19 protein-coding genes are annotated in these 15,939 nt (G+C 39.1%); 10 read left to right on the forward strand and 9 right to left on the reverse strand.

All coding sequences use genetic code 11. The features are described 5' to 3' along the window. Positions 1–161: 161 nt before the first annotated feature. Positions 162–1,271, reverse strand: coding sequence for a glycerol dehydrogenase (locus ABC361_RS02440; protein WP_413072502.1), 1,110 nt, complete (start codon positions 1,269–1,271; stop codon positions 162–164). Positions 1,272–1,438: 167 nt separating this feature from the next. On the opposite strand from ABC361_RS02440, the gene ABC361_RS02445 reads away from it, so the two are divergent. Then, positions 1,439–1,588, forward strand: coding sequence for a hypothetical protein (locus ABC361_RS02445; RefSeq protein WP_413072503.1), 150 nt, complete (start codon positions 1,439–1,441; stop codon positions 1,586–1,588). 53 nt (positions 1,589–1,641) lie between these two features. Here ABC361_RS02445 and ABC361_RS02450 read toward each other — a convergent pair whose 3' ends face one another. Next, positions 1,642–2,322, reverse strand: a complete 681-nt coding sequence (locus ABC361_RS02450) for an SOS response-associated peptidase (protein ID WP_413072504.1) — start codon at positions 2,320–2,322, stop codon at positions 1,642–1,644. A gap of 106 nt (positions 2,323–2,428) precedes the next feature. Beyond that, entirely contained in the window at positions 2,429–3,556 is a 1,128-nt protein-coding gene (locus ABC361_RS02455; protein ID WP_413072505.1) for a S8 family peptidase, read from the reverse strand. 435 nt (positions 3,557–3,991) lie between these two features. Between ABC361_RS02455 and csaA the strand changes: the two genes are divergently transcribed. Both csaA and ABC361_RS02465 read left to right on the forward strand, forming a co-directional pair. Further along, complete coding sequence (gene csaA, locus ABC361_RS02460; RefSeq protein ID WP_413072506.1) at positions 3,992–4,321, forward strand: chaperone CsaA; 330 nt, start codon at positions 3,992–3,994, stop codon at positions 4,319–4,321. 400 nt (positions 4,322–4,721) lie between these two features. Then, positions 4,722–5,231 carry a GNAT family N-acetyltransferase gene (locus ABC361_RS02465; protein ID WP_413072507.1) on the forward strand — a complete coding sequence of 170 codons (510 nt, stop codon included), beginning with the start codon at positions 4,722–4,724 and terminating at the stop codon, positions 5,229–5,231. 61 nt (positions 5,232–5,292) lie between these two features. Here the strand turns inward: ABC361_RS02465 and ABC361_RS02470 are convergent, their stop codons facing one another. After that, positions 5,293–5,442: a hypothetical protein gene (locus ABC361_RS02470; protein WP_413072508.1), complete on the reverse strand. Its 150-nt coding sequence runs from the start codon at positions 5,440–5,442 to the stop codon at positions 5,293–5,295. Positions 5,443–5,677: 235 nt separating this feature from the next. Between ABC361_RS02470 and ABC361_RS02475 the strand changes: the two genes are divergently transcribed. The 6 genes from ABC361_RS02475 (at position 5,678) to ABC361_RS02500 (ending at position 9,526) form a co-directional block, all read left to right on the forward strand. Next, positions 5,678–6,127: a YhjD family protein gene (locus ABC361_RS02475; RefSeq protein WP_413072509.1), complete on the forward strand. Its 450-nt coding sequence runs from the start codon at positions 5,678–5,680 to the stop codon at positions 6,125–6,127. Between the two features lie 184 nt (positions 6,128–6,311). Further along, a complete protein-coding gene (locus tag ABC361_RS02480) occupies positions 6,312–7,451 on the forward strand; it encodes a dicarboxylate/amino acid:cation symporter (protein WP_413072510.1) in 1,140 nt (379 codons plus the stop codon). Between the two features lie 277 nt (positions 7,452–7,728). Continuing rightward, positions 7,729–8,157 carry a nuclear transport factor 2 family protein gene (locus ABC361_RS02485; RefSeq protein WP_413072511.1) on the forward strand — a complete coding sequence of 143 codons (429 nt, stop codon included), beginning with the start codon at positions 7,729–7,731 and terminating at the stop codon, positions 8,155–8,157. Next, complete coding sequence (locus ABC361_RS02490; protein WP_413072512.1) at positions 8,129–8,551, forward strand: VOC family protein; 423 nt, start codon at positions 8,129–8,131, stop codon at positions 8,549–8,551. Before ABC361_RS02485 ends, ABC361_RS02490 begins: the two co-directional genes overlap by 29 nt. Beyond that, positions 8,541–8,840, forward strand: coding sequence for a hypothetical protein (locus tag ABC361_RS02495; RefSeq protein WP_413072513.1), 300 nt, complete (start codon positions 8,541–8,543; stop codon positions 8,838–8,840). The genes ABC361_RS02490 and ABC361_RS02495 overlap by 11 nt, the downstream gene beginning before the upstream one ends. Before the next feature lie 65 nt (positions 8,841–8,905). After that, positions 8,906–9,526, forward strand: a complete 621-nt coding sequence (locus tag ABC361_RS02500; RefSeq protein WP_413072514.1) for a phosphotransferase — start codon at positions 8,906–8,908, stop codon at positions 9,524–9,526. A gap of 47 nt (positions 9,527–9,573) precedes the next feature. On the opposite strand, the gene ABC361_RS02505 is transcribed toward ABC361_RS02500, so the two are convergent. Continuing rightward, on the reverse strand, positions 9,574–11,022 hold the full coding sequence (locus ABC361_RS02505; protein WP_413072515.1) for a carbon starvation CstA family protein: 1,449 nt from the start codon (positions 11,020–11,022) through the stop codon (positions 9,574–9,576). Positions 11,023–11,214: 192 nt separating this feature from the next. Between ABC361_RS02505 and treC the strand changes: the two genes are divergently transcribed. Further along, on the forward strand, positions 11,215–12,888 hold the full coding sequence (treC, locus tag ABC361_RS02510; protein WP_413072516.1) for an alpha,alpha-phosphotrehalase: 1,674 nt from the start codon (positions 11,215–11,217) through the stop codon (positions 12,886–12,888). 49 nt (positions 12,889–12,937) lie between these two features. On the opposite strand, the gene ABC361_RS02515 is transcribed toward treC, so the two are convergent. From ABC361_RS02515 to ABC361_RS02530, 4 genes are all read right to left on the reverse strand, one after another. Further along, positions 12,938–14,476, reverse strand: a complete 1,539-nt coding sequence (locus ABC361_RS02515) for a glycosyltransferase family 2 protein (RefSeq protein WP_413072517.1) — start codon at positions 14,474–14,476, stop codon at positions 12,938–12,940. Positions 14,477–14,806: 330 nt separating this feature from the next. Then, entirely contained in the window at positions 14,807–15,418 is a 612-nt protein-coding gene (locus ABC361_RS02520; RefSeq protein WP_413072518.1) for a protein kinase family protein, read from the reverse strand. Further along, on the reverse strand, positions 15,418–15,543 hold the full coding sequence (locus ABC361_RS02525; RefSeq protein WP_255224517.1) for a hypothetical protein: 126 nt from the start codon (positions 15,541–15,543) through the stop codon (positions 15,418–15,420). The genes ABC361_RS02520 and ABC361_RS02525 overlap by 1 nt, the downstream gene beginning before the upstream one ends. Before the next feature lie 13 nt (positions 15,544–15,556). Next, positions 15,557–15,814 (reverse strand): hypothetical protein, encoded by a 258-nt coding sequence (locus ABC361_RS02530; protein ID WP_413072519.1) that lies wholly within the window; start codon positions 15,812–15,814, stop codon positions 15,557–15,559. Between the last annotated feature and the right edge of the window lie 125 nt (positions 15,815–15,939).

Here is a 15,939-nt window from a genome sequence, read left to right on the forward strand (position 1 = left end):
CTTACCGAAAAGGGTAAGGGGAGTTTTTTATTTTCGAACGGACGGAAAACAGCAAATGATCTCCCTTTTTAATCAACAGATAATGAAATTTAACGCGTAACAAAAAACGCTACAACTCGGCTCCCAAGTGATTGAGAGCCAGCAGTAGCGCTGTTTGTTTTTTAGTTGTTTTCACGATAAGCAATAGAATATTGATCCGCAGCAATCATCGCATCGACAACATCATCAACGGTTGGAACACTTGCCATATTGTGGCTGCTTTCGCCTTCTTGAAGAGCTGTTTCTGCCACTTTTTTCAATTCATCTCGATCCAGGTCTTTAATATGAAGATCTTCAAACGTGGTTGGTAGATGAAGTTGTTGAAGAAGGGAAATGTAGCGGTTAATTTCTTTTTGGTCACGCGCTTCATAAGCAAGCTGGGTTAAAATACCAAATGCCACTTTTTCACCGTGACTCTTTTGATGGATATCGCCATCCAATACAGTGAAACCATTATGAACCGCATGAGCAAGTGCAAGACCAGCACTTTCAAAGCCTAACCCACTTAATAGCGTATTCGCTTCAACAATTTGTTCAAGCGCATAAGACACAACCTGACGCTTATTTGATTCATATGCAAGTAGTCCATATTCAAATAACGTTTGCTCGCATTTTTCCGCAATAGCTCTTGAAGCAATGGTCGCTTGTCCGCCAGCCATTGTTGTCCCTCGTGCTTCTAAACTTGCTCGTGCTTCGACCCACGTCGCCAAAGCATCAGCAATGCCAGCAGCAAGGAAGTGCGGTGGAGCTGCTGCTATAATAGCTGTATCGAGCAACACTAAATCAGGATTTTGGTTATAAAAACGATAGCGCTCGAACACGCCTTTATCGGAGTAAATAACAGATAAAGCGCTTGTTGGCGCATCTGTAGAGGCAGTAGTTGGGATGACAGCACATGCTGCACCTTCTACGGAATCTCTTACACCTTTAGCAGTATCAAGTGTTTTTCCACCGCCTACACCTACGATAATATCGACGTTTTCGCTGTTTGCCTGTTCGCTAATACGCTCGATCTCTTGTGCAGAAGCTTCACCTTCAAACGTAACTTCAATAACAGAAAGATCATGTTCTTTAAGGCTACCAGCAACGCGGTTTGCGGCAATCTCCCAAACATTCTTGTCTGCAATAACCATTGCAGTTTTACCAAGTGATGAAATATATTCGCCAGATTTATCTAGCGTGTCACGTCCTTGCACATATTTACTAGGACTAATAAAGATTTTTTCGCTCATCGTGTATCACCTTTTCCTATCAATTCTAATCTTAAAATACCCCGATGAAACAAGATATAAACTGTGGGAAAAATTGGTATAATTATAGATCTATTTAGAAAAAATGTAATTTTATGTTTAATGAAGAAGGAAACGGGTAAATGGGAATAAGGGGGTTATCAAGAGTAATGTTACATAATGAATTGTTTTGTACGCATTGTAAAAGGGAGGTCGATGAAGAAGATTGGTTAACGGTCGTATTTGAACCTGATCGAGCGCAGGTGGAAATTTTTTGTGAAGAATGCAAAGAAAAGGAATTGCTACCTAAACCATCTTAAGCTTCGATGAAAGAGTGAGTATATATACATATTGAATGAAAAAAGACAGCTTCTTACGAATGTGCTGTCTTTTTTATGGTCTCTATGAGTTGAGGACCATTATGTTTGGGGTTGTTCACTAAGGTGCTTACGCTTCTAGATTGGAGATGCTTTGGACTAACAGGATGAAATAAAAAGGACAATTGATCGTAATTCGTAATGGCAGGATCAAGCCATGCTTGTCGATTACCCTCTTCCAAAATAACAGGCATTCGAGGATGAATGTTTTCAATGTTCTCGCTCGCGACCGTCGTTATAATCGTACACGTCTGAATGGTTTCATTCGTTTTGATGTTTTTCCAAGAATCCCACAGTCCTGCGAAGGCCAAGACTTGCTGATCTGTAGATTCAATGATATGTGGCTGTTTTTTTCCATTTACTTTTTTCCATTCATAGAAGCTACTGGCTGGAATGATGCAGCGATTGTTTGCAAGTAAGTTTTTGAAACTGCGCTTTTCGTGCAATGTTTCTGCACGGGCATTGATCATTTTTTGTCCAACGTCTTCACGCTTTGCCCAGTAGGGAATTAAGCCCCATCGCATAAAGCTAGCTTTCGCTTCGTTCATTTCATTGGAAATGGTTAAAATCGTTTGCAATGGCACAAGGTTATAGTTTGGTTCAATATATGGAAACGGGATCTCAAATACCGTCTCTAATTCGTTTGAAGAATGGAACAAAGTAAAGCGACCACACATTTTTTTTCGCCTCCGTTACATGATACGTATAGCCTTACCATGTAAGGTAGATCTCATGAAAAACACGTAGAAACAAGGAAGCTGTTCCTACGTGCGGAGTTTTCTCTTACTGCAAAGCATTTTCAGCATTTAATAAGCCGCTGCCAAATCGGAATGAATCGCCAAGATCTGTTGCTGTATCATTTAAGTGAGCGCGAATTTGATCATTTGTCCAGCTAGGATTCTGTTGTTTTACAAGAGCCGCAGCACCTGCAACATGTGGCGTTGCCATTGATGTACCGCTCAAGCTATCATAACCTCCACCTGGGTACGTACTTTCTACTCCAACACCTGGTGCAACAATGTCAAGACCTTCACCGTATTGTGAAAAGCTTGCCAGATTATCAGACTGATCCGTAGCACCTACAGCCATTGCATTATCATAGCGCGCTGGATATCCGAGAGAGGCTGTACCGGAATTTCCTGAAGCGGCAACAACGAGCACACCACTATCTGAGGCATCATTGACTGCTTGTTCTAACGTTTGACTTGGTGAAGGGCTACCAAGGCTTAGGTTTGCCACATCCATGTCATTATCTGCGGCCCACTCTAGCCCTTGCGCTATGGAACTAATGGAGCCTGATCCGGAAGAACTTAGTACTTTGACCGCAAAGAGATCAACTTCTGGTGCAACGCCTAAGACACCTTCATTATTATCTAGTGCAGCAATGGTTCCTGCCACATGCGTCCCGTGCCCATTTCCGTCATCGGAACCACTTTCTCCAGGCACAAAACTCACACCGCCTTGAACATTTAAATCAGGATGTGGATCAATTCCAGTATCCAAAACAGCGACATTTACGCCACTGCCAGTAACGCCCGCGGCTTGAGCAGCTGGCGCACCAATGCGATCAATTCCCCATGGAATACTTTGCGCCATTGTGGTTACTTCTTGATCCTCTTCAATATAGGCAATACCATTTTCTGATTCTAATTCACTAAATTCTTCCTCAGTCATTTCAACTGCAAGAACAGGTATATCTTTAAATTCATAGGTTACATCAATCTCATCTGTTGATTGAATACCAACTTCATTTTCTAAGTCTGTTGTGAATTGTTCGACTTCTTCAGGTGCTTCAAAACCAATTAAATAAGACTTCTTGTCCTCAGCTGCTTCTGAAATAGATGGTGCTCCTACCAAGGCAATCATAGCGATTGTTGTTCCTGCGATAATAAGATGTGGTCTTTTTTTCAATGGTAACGCCTCCTAGTTCAAAATGTGTGTTCGCTAGCTTGTTCATTACGATAGCATGCATAATGACGCATTTTTATTGGGAAACATAGGAGTACTTTTAAGAAATAATAGCTAAAATAACCAATAAAAATAAGCTTAATGAACTAATTATCCTTGTGTAATAACGGAAAAAAGGTTGGGAAAATGAATAAGAGTGGCACCTTGTTCATTTCAGACGAATATCGACAAAAATACCTTCATCTCAAATATGTAGATGTCATTTCTTTTATAAGGAAATATTGGGAAAGAATTAAGGAGAAATAACCGATTGTGTCATGAGATTGAAAGGGAAGGCGTTTAGTTTGTTACGTTTGTAAAGAATGTCATCTATGCTTAACCATTTAATCGGTTGTGATATGATGGATAAAACGATAATCAAAATGTGGAGGCGTTCTTATGGCTACAATTGATACTTTTAACAAACTTGATATTCGTGTAGGAACCATTGTTAAAGCTGAGTTATTTACCGAAGCAAAAAAACCTGCGATGAAACTACAAGTAGATTTAGGGGAAGTAGGTATAAAAGCGTCCTCAGCTCAAATAACAAAACGTTATCAACCTGAAGAATTAGTCGGTAAACAAGTCGTAGCAGTCGTTAACTTTCCTGCAATGAAAATTGCTGGCTATACATCTGAGGTTCTCGTGCTCGGAGCCGTGCCAGGAGAAGACGACGTGGTTTTAATTCAACCTGAGATGAATGTTACAAATGGGACGAGAGTCGGCTAATAGAATGAATTGTGGATAATATGATTTTTAAATGTGATTTTATCCACATAAAGCGGATACATCCACATTTTTATGTGTATAACTTGTTACTTATCCACTTTTTGTACGGAATTGATGTGTACAAATGATAGATGATGACAAGGGGAATTTTTAAGTGATTTTAAGTAATTTTTTAAAATTGCTTAAAAAAGCTTACATTATTACTTTCACTCACTTATAATAGAGGGTGAGGAATATCTTTAATCCTCCTCGAGCCTGAAGAGAGTAGCTTAATAGATGCTGCTCTTTGGGTGATTGAGTGAACCTCATTTGCGACGCTACGTCTTTTTTTATATACTGATACTAACATCGTTCGAGAATACGAATGAAATACTTACAGTGATTGAGGTATATGGAGATCATGTTAACAACACTAAAAGAGAATCAGTTCGACGAGCTTTATCAGTTATTTGAGGAAAGTTTTCCACAAGACGAATTTCGCTCGTACACTGTCCAAAGAGGGTTACTGGACAGAGAAAATTACAACGTATACATTTACGAGCAGAATCAAGATATTGCTGCTTTTTTTGCTGTGTGGGAAACAGAAGACTTTGTTTTCTTGGAACACTTTGCTGTTGGAGAAGCGTACCGCAACGGAGGATTAGGGGGAAAGCTCTTAAAGCACTTGCTTGAAAAAGTAAACAAGCCTGTAGTGATTGAAGTAGAGCCACCAGACGATGAATTGAAGCAACGCCGTGTTGCCTTTTATGAACGAAACGGGTTTCACTTCAGTCCATATGGCTACATTCAACCTGCGTTAGGGGAAGATAGACAACCGATGCCATTAAATGTAATGGCTTATCCACAACCGTTAAATGATGAGCGATTCTATGTATTCAAGGACTGGATTTTTGCTGAATTGTATAATTAAGCTTTTGAAGACGATGCACGCTTCTTTATGGAGCGTGTTTTTTTATGTGAACGTACTGGTTTTACTTGTTTTTAGGCGTTAGGATTTTTGTCTCTTCAATGAGTTTTGATTGAATATAGAGCTGTTGTTTTGCTATGGCTTTGAGATCTTTACGTTTTAAATCAGCTTCATACTTAGATAGCTGACTTACTTGTTTACTCAATTTATCCATCTGAACCTCTCCTTTAACTACGTCTATGGTAGTCATCGCATCATGAACAACTGAATTGCTGTTATTGTATCAACCTCTTAGTAGAGCGACAAGCGTTAATGGAACTTTACAAACTTTCTATTCACAATTTGTAAATTTTGCAGGATTGTTTCATCTCGTTGTCATAATGGAAACATTATCCTCTAGTATACAGAATATATGTTCGTATATACTACAAACAACTGGAGGGTAAAAGATGAATAGTGAACAGGAAATCGATTTGTTCGATTTTTATCAAGATCTAGATACGAACGACGACATTGTTTTTACTGTGCGGACATTGTTATTAACAAGAATGGCTAAAGATATTCTTCATAGACAATTATGCCACTTAGAGCAAAACGAGAACTTTACGGCATCAACATCGACATACCTTAGACGACTTCAACGTATGATGGCATTATTAAGCAATGATCTCTATTATATGAAGCGTTACTTAAAAAAAGAGGGTGTGAAAGTGAGCGACACGCCGATTGAAGCAACGAGAAGCTATATTAATTGGTCATATTGGTATAAAGGAAGAGTCGCGCAAACAGGAGGAACACCCACGCAACTAAAGCAACAAATTAAAGGGCTTATTGTAGACTATAGTAAGCTGGAGAAAGAGAGAGAACAAGATGGCAAAAGAAACGGGTTGTCCTTTTGAAGAGGCGTTAAGTATTCCTTTAGAAGAGATCGATGAAGAGTTGCTATGGAAAGAGGTGTTAAAGAAAGAGAATGTAAAGGAAGACTAGCCTTAACAAAAAAAGACAATAGCTTTTTAAACTTTGTCCGTGCTATAATGACAAACATCCTTTGTATAAATACAGAATGTTTAAGGGAGAGGGAACATGAAGTTAATTGTACGTCTATTACTCGGTATAGTACTTGGAATATTGATCGGACTTGTTGCAAATGAAAATGTTGCACGTTTTATGGTGACGCTTAGTGATGTAATCGGTAGCTTTATTTTCTTTATGGTGCCGCTTATTATTCTCTTTTTTATTGCCGCTGGAATTGCAAATCTCGGAAAAGGGGGAGGGAAGTTACTCGGGGCGACTATTAGTATTGCGTATGTATCAACGATTTTAGCAGGGATGTTCGCCGTTACAGTAGCGATGATCATCTTTCCTATGATTGGTCTTTCTGGGACTGAAGCAACCGCACCTGAAGGGTTAAATGCTTTGATTGATTTTGAACTTGAACCAATCTTTGGTGTATTGACCGCATTAGTCTTAGCCTTCGTCCTAGGAATTGGAATTGCGGCGACAGAAGCGACAACGTTTAAACGTGTTGTTGATGAAGGTCAGAAAATTGTAGAACTGGTGATTCGTAAAGTTATTCTTCCACTGCTACCTATTTATATTGCAGGTGTATTGGCAGAGATGGCCTATGAAGGGGCCGTGTTTGAAACGTTAAGTGTCTTTGCTATTGTGCTTATCTTAGCCATTAGCATGCACCTGATCTGGCTGATTGTGCAGTATACAATTGCTGGCATTGTCAACGGAGAAAATCCGTTTCGATTAATGAAAAATATGATTCCGGCTTATGTAACTGCGCTTGGAACGATGAGCAGCGCAGCAACGATTCCGGTAACCGTAAATGCGGTCAAGAAAAATCGTATTAAAGATTCAATCGCAAATTTTGTTGTGCCGCTTTGTGCCAATATTCACCTGTCTGGAAGCACCATTACGATTCTTACAGCAGCAACGGCAGTTATGTATATGATGCCAGGACTTGAATTTCCTGGTTTTATCGGAATGATTCCAGTTATATTAACGCTCGGCATCATTATGATTGCTGCACCAGGTGTTCCAGGAGGAGCAGTGATGGCAGCAGTTGGAATTCTTTCGTCCATGCTCGGATTTAATGAAGCTGCGATTGCGCTTATGATTGCGATTTACCTTGCCCAAGACAGCTTCGGAACAGCCACAAATGTTACAGGGGATGGAGCGATTGCTCTCATTGTAAATGGGGGTAAAAAGGAGTAAAGAACTTAGAGATGTTTAAAGTAAAAGAATATGAACGTGTTGAAAAGACGACTGATTAGTCGTCTTTTTTTTGTAACGATAATGTGGTTGTAAGAACTCGATACTTCTGCGGGACAGCGGATGTACACTGTAGCGAGTTTCTTGCGAAAGAGGCTGAGGATGCTTCTCTTATAACACTTTATCATTATTCGTGTTTCAAAAAGAGCCATAAGTCTTCTCCTGGTTTCTCTTGATTTTTCACACTATACAGAATACATGTTCTTATGATAGAATATTCATGAAAATAGGTGATGAAATGCACTATGAAGTTGGTTTAAAGATGTATATAGAAGCGACAAATACCCATTGCTTCAAAGAAGTAAGGAAACGATTGCATCCAAATGCTGTCTTCTATTTTACGGACAAGAGTTGTTTTTCAATGGAAGCGATTGAGTCTTATTTCGAAACAGCATGGGAGCAAATTAAAGACGAAATATATGAGGCAAAAGATATTCAGTGGCAATTCGTGACGGAAGAGGTTGCGGCTTGTACGTATATTTTTTCATATGAAGGTTATCGCGATGATTCGTTTATCTCAGGAAAAGGTCGAGCTACAAATCTGTTTGTTCAACATGAACATGAGTGGAAACTCATTCACGAACATCTTAGCCCAATGCCATCAATAGAGGAGTCGTACTATGACAGTAGGATTATTGCATCACATTGAACTGTATGTGTCAGATTTAAAGAAGAGTGCCAAGTTTTGGGGATGGTTATTAGAATCGCTAGGCTATGAGAAGTTTCAAGAATGGGACGAGGGGAAGAGCTGGAAGCTTGGTGATACCTATATTGTCTTTGTACAAACGGAAGAAAAGTATCTGGACCCTCCTTATCATCGAAAACGTGTTGGTTTAAACCATCTTGCTTTTCACGCGAAATCGGCCACTCATATTGATGAAATGACCGAGGCATTTAAGCAAAAGCAGGTCCCTATTTTATATAAAGCTACACATCCTTATGCTGGAGGAGAGGGATACTATGCCGTGTATGTGGAAGACCCTGACCGAATAAAAGTGGAACTCGTGGCTCCAGAAAGTAGGGTGTTAAACCATGATAAGTAATGAAGAGCAGGAAAGAAAAGTAGAAAAAGTGCTGGCGTATAGCGCCTATTTAGCGGCGGGAAGTTATCATTTTAGCTCAGATTTTCGGGTTTTTTATCATAGGTCGAAACAACAACATCCGATATGCAGGAATTTCGTGGAAACACCTGAAGTATGGAAGATTGCTGATAAACGGAAACAGTTTGCTGGTAACATCCTTTGGTTTAGTAGCAATGGGGACATAAGGATTTTCTCAAATACTGAAGTGTTGACTCTTTGTGCAAACAAAGAAAATTATCTTAAAAAATAAAAAATGATGAGCACTTCTCCTACTATTTTCAACTGCCAAAGCAACTTTTTAAAGACGATATCAACTTGATTATCAAAGAAGAAGTTATTCCGTTTATACCGAATGAAGAGAGTGACGATTCCTTTATACTTAAGACGCTCTTTCGAGACTACAAGAACTACTTTTGTTCAGTGATCAAATCTTCTCAGTATACGATGCAGTCAATGTCCCAGCTATTGCAAACGAGTTCAAATACGGTACACCGCCATGAATTTAAGACAATTATTACCAACATTCATCCTTCGTTACATGATGTAGCTTTCCCGTTTGTAAAGCTCCATGGCGATTTATGGAGCGAAAATTTATTATTAGAAAAAAACAAGGATCAACGAGTGCTATGGTATATTGACTGGGATGAATCAGGAGAATACCTCTTCTTTTATGATTTCTTCAGGTTCATTTGGAATGAACTTGATGTGAATCAAAACCATTCTTACTATGATCAATACATGGGCGGAGCGTATGATGACTGCTTGAAGGAACTATTCGGGCTGTTTAACCTTGTTTATAAGCCTGAGCTTAAACAATCCTACTTCTATTTATTCTTTCTAAACTTAATTCTAGATGAAACTGGAACCATGACATACGAAATAAAACAATTTGAGTTAAAGGATTTTTTAAGAAAAATAGGTGGGCGGGAAGCATAAAAAAAGATCAGGCGACATCGCCTGATCTTTTGTAACTTCATTTGTGCTTAAGCGGAATGCTTATAATCGACTTCGACTTCAAGTGGTAGGTTGTTTGCACGGTTCTTTTTCGCTTGAATAAAGAATAAAACGACTAACACCACTGCACCGATTACGCCACCAACCCATGAAATTGGCATTGGTAGATTAAGGCCAATTTGAGCATTTAAGATGTAGGTGATGACCATAACCAGCATAAAGGTTCCTGGAATGAGGGAGACCCAGTAATTTTTGCGCGCAATGTAAAGGTACATGGCACCGACAAATAAAGCAATCACAGCGGTCGCTTGATTTGCCCAGCTAAAGTAACGCCAGAGAATGTTGAAATCAATCTGCGTTAACACCACGGAAATCGCAAACAATGGAAGTGCAATCCATAAGCGGCTGAGTAGCTTTTTTTGCGCAATATTAAAATACTCGGCAATAATCATTCGTGCACTTCTAAATGCAGTGTCTCCAGATGTAATTGGCAACACAACAACACCAAGCACAGCAATGGTTCCACCGATTGCACCAAGTAATAAAGTTGAGACTTCTGTTACGACAGCTCCTGGTCCACCTACAGCGAGCATTTCGTTTAAGCCACCGTATCCGTTAACAAGGCTCATAGCGGCGGCGGCCCAAATCATCGCAATAATTCCTTCTGCAATCATCATGCCATAGAAAATTTTTCGGCCTTGCGTTTCATGCTGAGTAGTACGCGAGATAATAGGCGTTTGAGTCGCATGGAAACCTGATAACGCCCCGCACGTAATGGTAAAGAAGATTAGTGGGAAGATAGGCAAATTGTCAGGATGAAAATTTGTTAAAGATAATTCTGGAATAGGTGCGCCAGTAACGAGCATGCCGATTCCTACACCTAAAGAGCTAATGATCAGAATGGCGCCGAAGTATGGGTAGAGACGACCAATGATCTTATCTACTGGTAGTAAGGTTGCTAAAATATAATATAAGAATATGACTCCAATAATAATGCCAAGTGCAATACGGCCGTCCATTAAAACGTGAAGCAAGCTTGCCGGAGTGGAGACAAAAACGGTACCGACTAATAGAAGTAATAGAATCGCAAACGCATTTACTATGTGACGCATGGATTTGCCCAAAAACTTGCTAGCTAGTTGGGGAAGATGCGCTCCCTTGTTCCGAATGGAGATCATACCGGTTAAATAATCGTGAACCGCTCCGGCGAAAATACAGCCGACCACAATCCAAATAAAGGCAACAGGGCCGTAGAGTGCACCCATGATGGGTCCAAAGACAGGTCCGGTGCCAGCAATATTCAAAAGCTGTATTAAAGAGTTCTTCGGTGTGCTCATTGGTAGGTAATCGATGTCGTCACGGTTGGCATAAGCAGGAGTCGGTCTTGCTGCTTTGACTCCAAAGATCCGTTCAATAAGTTTCCCATAAGTGAAGTAACCAATAATAAGAAGAATGATACCGAGTAAAAAAGTATACACCGCATAACCCCCTAGTTGTAAGTTTTTTGTGATAGCGTTTTCATAAGTATATAAAAATATTGTCGAAAAATCTACATATTTCTGACCTAGTTGTCCGAAGCAAGTTTTTAAATAGGTAAAATCCATTTTTTGCTCTCTTCATGTAGATATGTTATTATACTTGTATATACAAGTTGGTCAGGAGGAATAAAAATGGCTACAACAAATTGGTGGAACAAATCAACGGTTTATCAAATATATCCGAAAAGCTTTAACGATACGACTGGTTCAGGGTTAGGTGATATACAAGGCGTCATACAAAAGCTTGATTATTTAAAGGACTTAGGCATTGATATTATCTGGCTACAGCCATTTTACAAATCGCCACAAAGAGATAATGGTTATGATGTGGCTGACTATAAAAGTGTAAATCCCGATTACGGTACAATGGAAGATATTGATCAACTGATTGCTGAATTGAAAGCGCGCGACATGCATCTCATGATTGATATTGTCATTAATCATTCATCTACGGAGCATAAATGGTTCCAAGAGGCGATCCAATCAAAAGATAATCCATATAGAGATTATTATATTTGGAGAGATCCAGCAGATGATGGGGGTGTACCGAATAACTGGCAATCTAAGTTTGGTGGACCGGCGTGGCAATACGATGAGAAATCAGGTCAATATTATTTAACCTTGTTTGATAAAACACAAGCGGATCTCAATTGGGAGAACCCAGAAGTGCGAGAAGAATTAGCAGATGTTGTTAAATTTTGGGCAGATAAAGGTGTGACAGGCTTACGACTAGATGTCATTAATCTGATCTCCAAAGATCAAGATTTCCCAAACGATGAAAAAGGGGACGGCCGAATGTTCTATACTGATGGCCCACGAGTACACGAGTATCTTAAAGAGCTTTATGAAAAAGTGTTTGGTCCATACAACTTAGTAACGGTAGGAGAGATGTCTTCCACCACACTGGAGCATTGCATTCGTTATTCGAGCCCTGATGAAAAAGAACTATCGATGACATTTAATTTTCACCATTTGAAGGTAGATTATCCTAACGGAGATAAATGGTCTCTCATGCCTTACGATTTTGAAGAGCTAAAACGATTGTGGACAGAGTGGCAAATTGGGATGAATCAAAACAATGGTTGGAATGCGTTATTTTTAAATAATCATGATCAACCGCGGGCAATCTCTCGTTTTGCAGATGATGGGCCATATCGTGAAAAAAGTGCAAAAATGCTTGCTACTACGTTACACGGGTTACAAGGAACCCCTTACGTCTATCAAGGTGAAGAGATTGGTATGCCAAACCCTATTTGGAATGACATTTCCGAACTAAAAGATATTGAATCGCTAAACATGTTTGAGATTATGCAGCAAAATGGCAAATCGAAAGAAGAAGCTCTGAAGATTATTCAAGAACGTTCCAGAGATAACGGTCGAGTACCAATGCAATGGAATCAGTTGAAACACGCTGGTTTTACAGAAGGTGAACCGTGGATCAAAGTAGATGAGCGGTATCCAGAGATAAATGTAGAAGGTCAAGTGAATGATGATCGTTCGGTTTTCAATTACTACAAAAAGCTGATTCATCTGAGGAAAGACGAGGAATTGTTAACGAGCGGGACATTCAAGCGACTTGATGAAAAACACCCTGAACTATTTGCTTACACGCGAGAAGGAGAGCATGAATCGATTGTGGTTGTGTCGAACTTCTCAGCGAAACAAGTGGAGTTTGAGTTACCGGTCGATGTTTCAAGTGTAAAACAAAGCAGAACGCTTATTTCCACTGAATCGGATAACACGTTCGCTCAAACGATAAAAGTACCGCCATATGCTTCGTATATGTGGCACATCACGACTGCGTAAAATATGAAAGAGCCCCTTCATTAGTTATTGAGAGGGCTCTTTTTCTTTATTATGCTTCTTTAATTTTAAGACTAATATTCCCGTTAATAGTCGTGTAAAAAAGTGCTTGTTTGCCTTGAATTAAAGGTAAGGTGGTTTTTTCCTCTAGCTTTGTAGGGACCATGATACTTTCATAATCAGAGTGAATGAGTTTAAAGATGTAACCATCCACAGGCAACTGTAAATCAGTTGCGTGAATTCGCATAGTCACTCGACCATCCTCACTTTGCTCAATCTTAGGAGAAATATCTTTTGTATTTAACACGGAAGTACGACCGGTTAGACGGATGCCCTCTATAACTGGAATATTATTTCCGCTTAGCTGGAAGGTTAGAGCGATGTCTTCTTCGGCTTTTTCTAACTCAATCAGCTCACCTTTGACTCCAACTGGAATTTGCAATTGTTCACCATGTTCAAGGTATAGCACTTTGAATGGTTTTCCATTAATCATTTCAATAGAGCCATCATCTTCTTTTTTAGACCAATGTGCTAACTTCTCTAGTTTACTATATTCCTCATTGATTGCCAGTGTATAATAAAGCTGGTTAATTGGTTTAATTAACGTTTCTTCCAATGAATAACTACGTTTTGCTTTGTTAAATAGATGAACGGTTTCATGAAATTTTCTGTAGTACTCGTGTTTCTCCTTTGTCTTTAGAAAATGATTTCGATCAAACATCCTCGTAATTGCATCAAATTCGATTAAACGATTTATAATAGGTTTCTCCTTTTCAGGAGGTAGATTTTTGTCTAGTACGTGCTTAATTACTTTAATATTGGAATCCATTTTTTCCATGTAATTGGTTTGCTTTGTTAAAGATTCATTATTGTCGATCCGATTTAAATAATAGATAGGACGAGTCGTTGTTGAAATGGTTCCAGCTGCTAAAATAACATCGATAAAAAATTGCTTGTCCTCCGCAAATTTCATTTCGGGATAGAGAATCCCATTGTCTTTAATTAAATCGGATCTCATCATACGTGCGCGTGGACCAAGGTGATAGAAGAGGTGTTTAATGTCAAATGGAGAGACATCACGTCGTTCTCTACTAGACTCATAGCGTCCAATAACGGTTTCACCTTTTGGATCAACTTGAATGGTTTTCCCTACTGCGTAACTACCGCCAGTATCTTCTAGTAATTCAAAAAGTGTTAAGATCCCTTCACGGTGTAGCCAATCATCCGCATCTAAATAGAACAAATAGGTAGAGTTTGAAAGGTGGGCACCTAAATTTCTTGGAAAGGCCGGAGTTCCCGTATTTTCATGCAGGAGTACACTTACGATATTTTTATACATTCTTGAATAGTTCTCAACTATTTCACGACTGCCATCTGAAGACTGGTCATCAATTAGAATGAGCGTGATGTTGTGGAATCCAATGCTTTGAATGATCACAGAATCAACAGTTTTCTCTATAAAATCAATCGCGTTGTAGACCGGTACAACGACTGTTACGTCTGTCTTTTTAGAAAGGGTGTCTTGATTTAAAACGGTATAATCAACTTTATTAAAGTATTTCTTGTTTTTAAATTTAGTCATGAGTCCCATTAAATGATCTCCACCATCTCTAATAATTTTTTCTTACATTTATGAATATAAAACATGCATGTTCCCTTTTTTCAGTCTTGCTAAACCAGGACGTGTAAGTTTTTGTTTTTATGTTATTCGTACATATTAAATTAGATATTTCAATTTGGTTTGCTCGTTATGCTTAGTTAGTATATCGACAAATTTCTATTATCTGCAATGGCTTTCCATAAGTTTACATGAATTACTAGGTAAGTGTTTAGTGAAACCACAATTATACATAAGAACTTTAGAATTTCTTTATAAATAAACGAACAAACCACTTATGTAAGTGATTTGTTCGTGTTGTTCTTAATGAAAACGATGATAGAGATTTGCGACAAGGTTCATCATCCACTTTGGTACTTTAGAAGGGAAGTAAGGTTTGTGATAATGTTTGTAGTAGCCGGCCTTTAAATCGTCCCATTGAAAGCATGTTTTCTTTTGAGAAAAACGGGCGATATCAATAATACGAACATTTCCTTCCTTCGTCACGAGCAAGTTATGAAGGTGAATATCGGATGGATTTAGTCCTTTTTTTCTAGCGTAGGATAGGGCTTCATCAACTTGATCAACATACTCTGGCAAAATGGAGATGCCTTCTTGCAAACATTGAAAAAATGTTCTCCCTTCAATGTAATCAATGACTAAATAATTGGAACCACTTTCATAGAGTGTCGGATAACGATGATCGTCTTTTATTTTTGTGTAGTTCTGTTGCTCGTTCTTGGCTACCGTTTCGTAAGGTGGGTAAAACACTTTAATGACACGAGGTTCATGTTTAATTTTGAACGCCATTGCACTTCTACCAACGCCACAAATGGTTAAGTCTGGATGAGCGGTCATCACTTGATAGCCGGATTTTATCTGTTGAAACGTTACAGAATGAGCGTACCACTCATACACAGGTGCAAGACAAGGCATTATCCTTTCTTCGGTCCTTTTCGCTTTGCAAGTTCTTTCTTTACAAGTGGAACAACGTGTTTTTGTGCTTGTTTTACCCCTTGGCGAACCGCTTGTGACTTAAGAAGTTTCATAAGTTTACTCATATGAGACGCTCCTTTAATAGTGGCGGCAAAGGATAGAAAAAAGACCTTTGCCCACCATGAATGGACAAAGGTCTCGCAAGCAACAAACTTCGTTGCCAGTAGTGCCGAGGATTTCTCCTGTAATGACGACAGCTACTTTTATGCTACTCCCCTTTGGGATTACGTTTTCGATGTTTTGTTCAGTATAGCGGTATGAAGCTGATTCAGCAACGGTTTCCACAACTTCACACATATACACGGTAATTAACAAAACTGCTCCGTATTCGCTCACAAACTCTTAATAAAACTTTTACATTTGATTTGTATCTGCGATGTGATCGAAAGGCAAATGATAGATAATCTTGTAGATCAAAGATAGATATAGAGCGTTAAAATCATAAGGAACGCTTGTAAACG

Source organism: Shouchella phoenicis (assembly GCF_047238345.1).
Lineage (GTDB): Bacteria > Bacillota > Bacilli > Bacillales > Bacillaceae_D > Shouchella.

Excerpts from the sequence above, each read along its gene's own strand:
- treC (WP_413072516.1), top strand. The coding sequence starts at position 11,215 with ATGGCTACAACAAATTGGTGGAACAAATCAACGGTTTATCAAATATAT.
- ABC361_RS02450 (WP_413072504.1), bottom strand. The coding sequence starts at position 2,322 with ATGTGTGGTCGCTTTACTTTGTTCCATTCTTCAAACGAATTAGAGACG.
- ABC361_RS02465 (WP_413072507.1), top strand. The coding sequence starts at position 4,722 with ATGTTAACAACACTAAAAGAGAATCAGTTCGACGAGCTTTATCAGTTA.
- ABC361_RS02470 (WP_413072508.1), bottom strand. The coding sequence starts at position 5,442 with ATGGATAAATTGAGTAAACAAGTAAGTCAGCTATCTAAGTATGAAGCT.
- ABC361_RS02490 (WP_413072512.1), top strand. The coding sequence starts at position 8,129 with ATGACAGTAGGATTATTGCATCACATTGAACTGTATGTGTCAGATTTA.
- ABC361_RS02445 (WP_413072503.1), top strand. The coding sequence starts at position 1,439 with ATGTTACATAATGAATTGTTTTGTACGCATTGTAAAAGGGAGGTCGAT.
- ABC361_RS02520 (WP_413072518.1), bottom strand. The coding sequence starts at position 15,418 with ATGCCTTGTCTTGCACCTGTGTATGAGTGGTACGCTCATTCTGTAACG.
- csaA (WP_413072506.1), top strand. The coding sequence starts at position 3,992 with ATGGCTACAATTGATACTTTTAACAAACTTGATATTCGTGTAGGAACC.
- ABC361_RS02485 (WP_413072511.1), top strand. The coding sequence starts at position 7,729 with ATGAAAATAGGTGATGAAATGCACTATGAAGTTGGTTTAAAGATGTAT.
- ABC361_RS02475 (WP_413072509.1), top strand. The coding sequence starts at position 5,678 with ATGAATAGTGAACAGGAAATCGATTTGTTCGATTTTTATCAAGATCTA.
- ABC361_RS02495 (WP_413072513.1), top strand. The coding sequence starts at position 8,541 with ATGATAAGTAATGAAGAGCAGGAAAGAAAAGTAGAAAAAGTGCTGGCG.
- ABC361_RS02480 (WP_413072510.1), top strand. The coding sequence starts at position 6,312 with ATGAAGTTAATTGTACGTCTATTACTCGGTATAGTACTTGGAATATTG.
- ABC361_RS02525 (WP_255224517.1), bottom strand. The coding sequence starts at position 15,543 with ATGAGTAAACTTATGAAACTTCTTAAGTCACAAGCGGTTCGCCAAGGG.
- ABC361_RS02440 (WP_413072502.1), bottom strand. The coding sequence starts at position 1,271 with ATGAGCGAAAAAATCTTTATTAGTCCTAGTAAATATGTGCAAGGACGT.
- ABC361_RS02515 (WP_413072517.1), bottom strand. The coding sequence starts at position 14,476 with ATGGGACTCATGACTAAATTTAAAAACAAGAAATACTTTAATAAAGTT.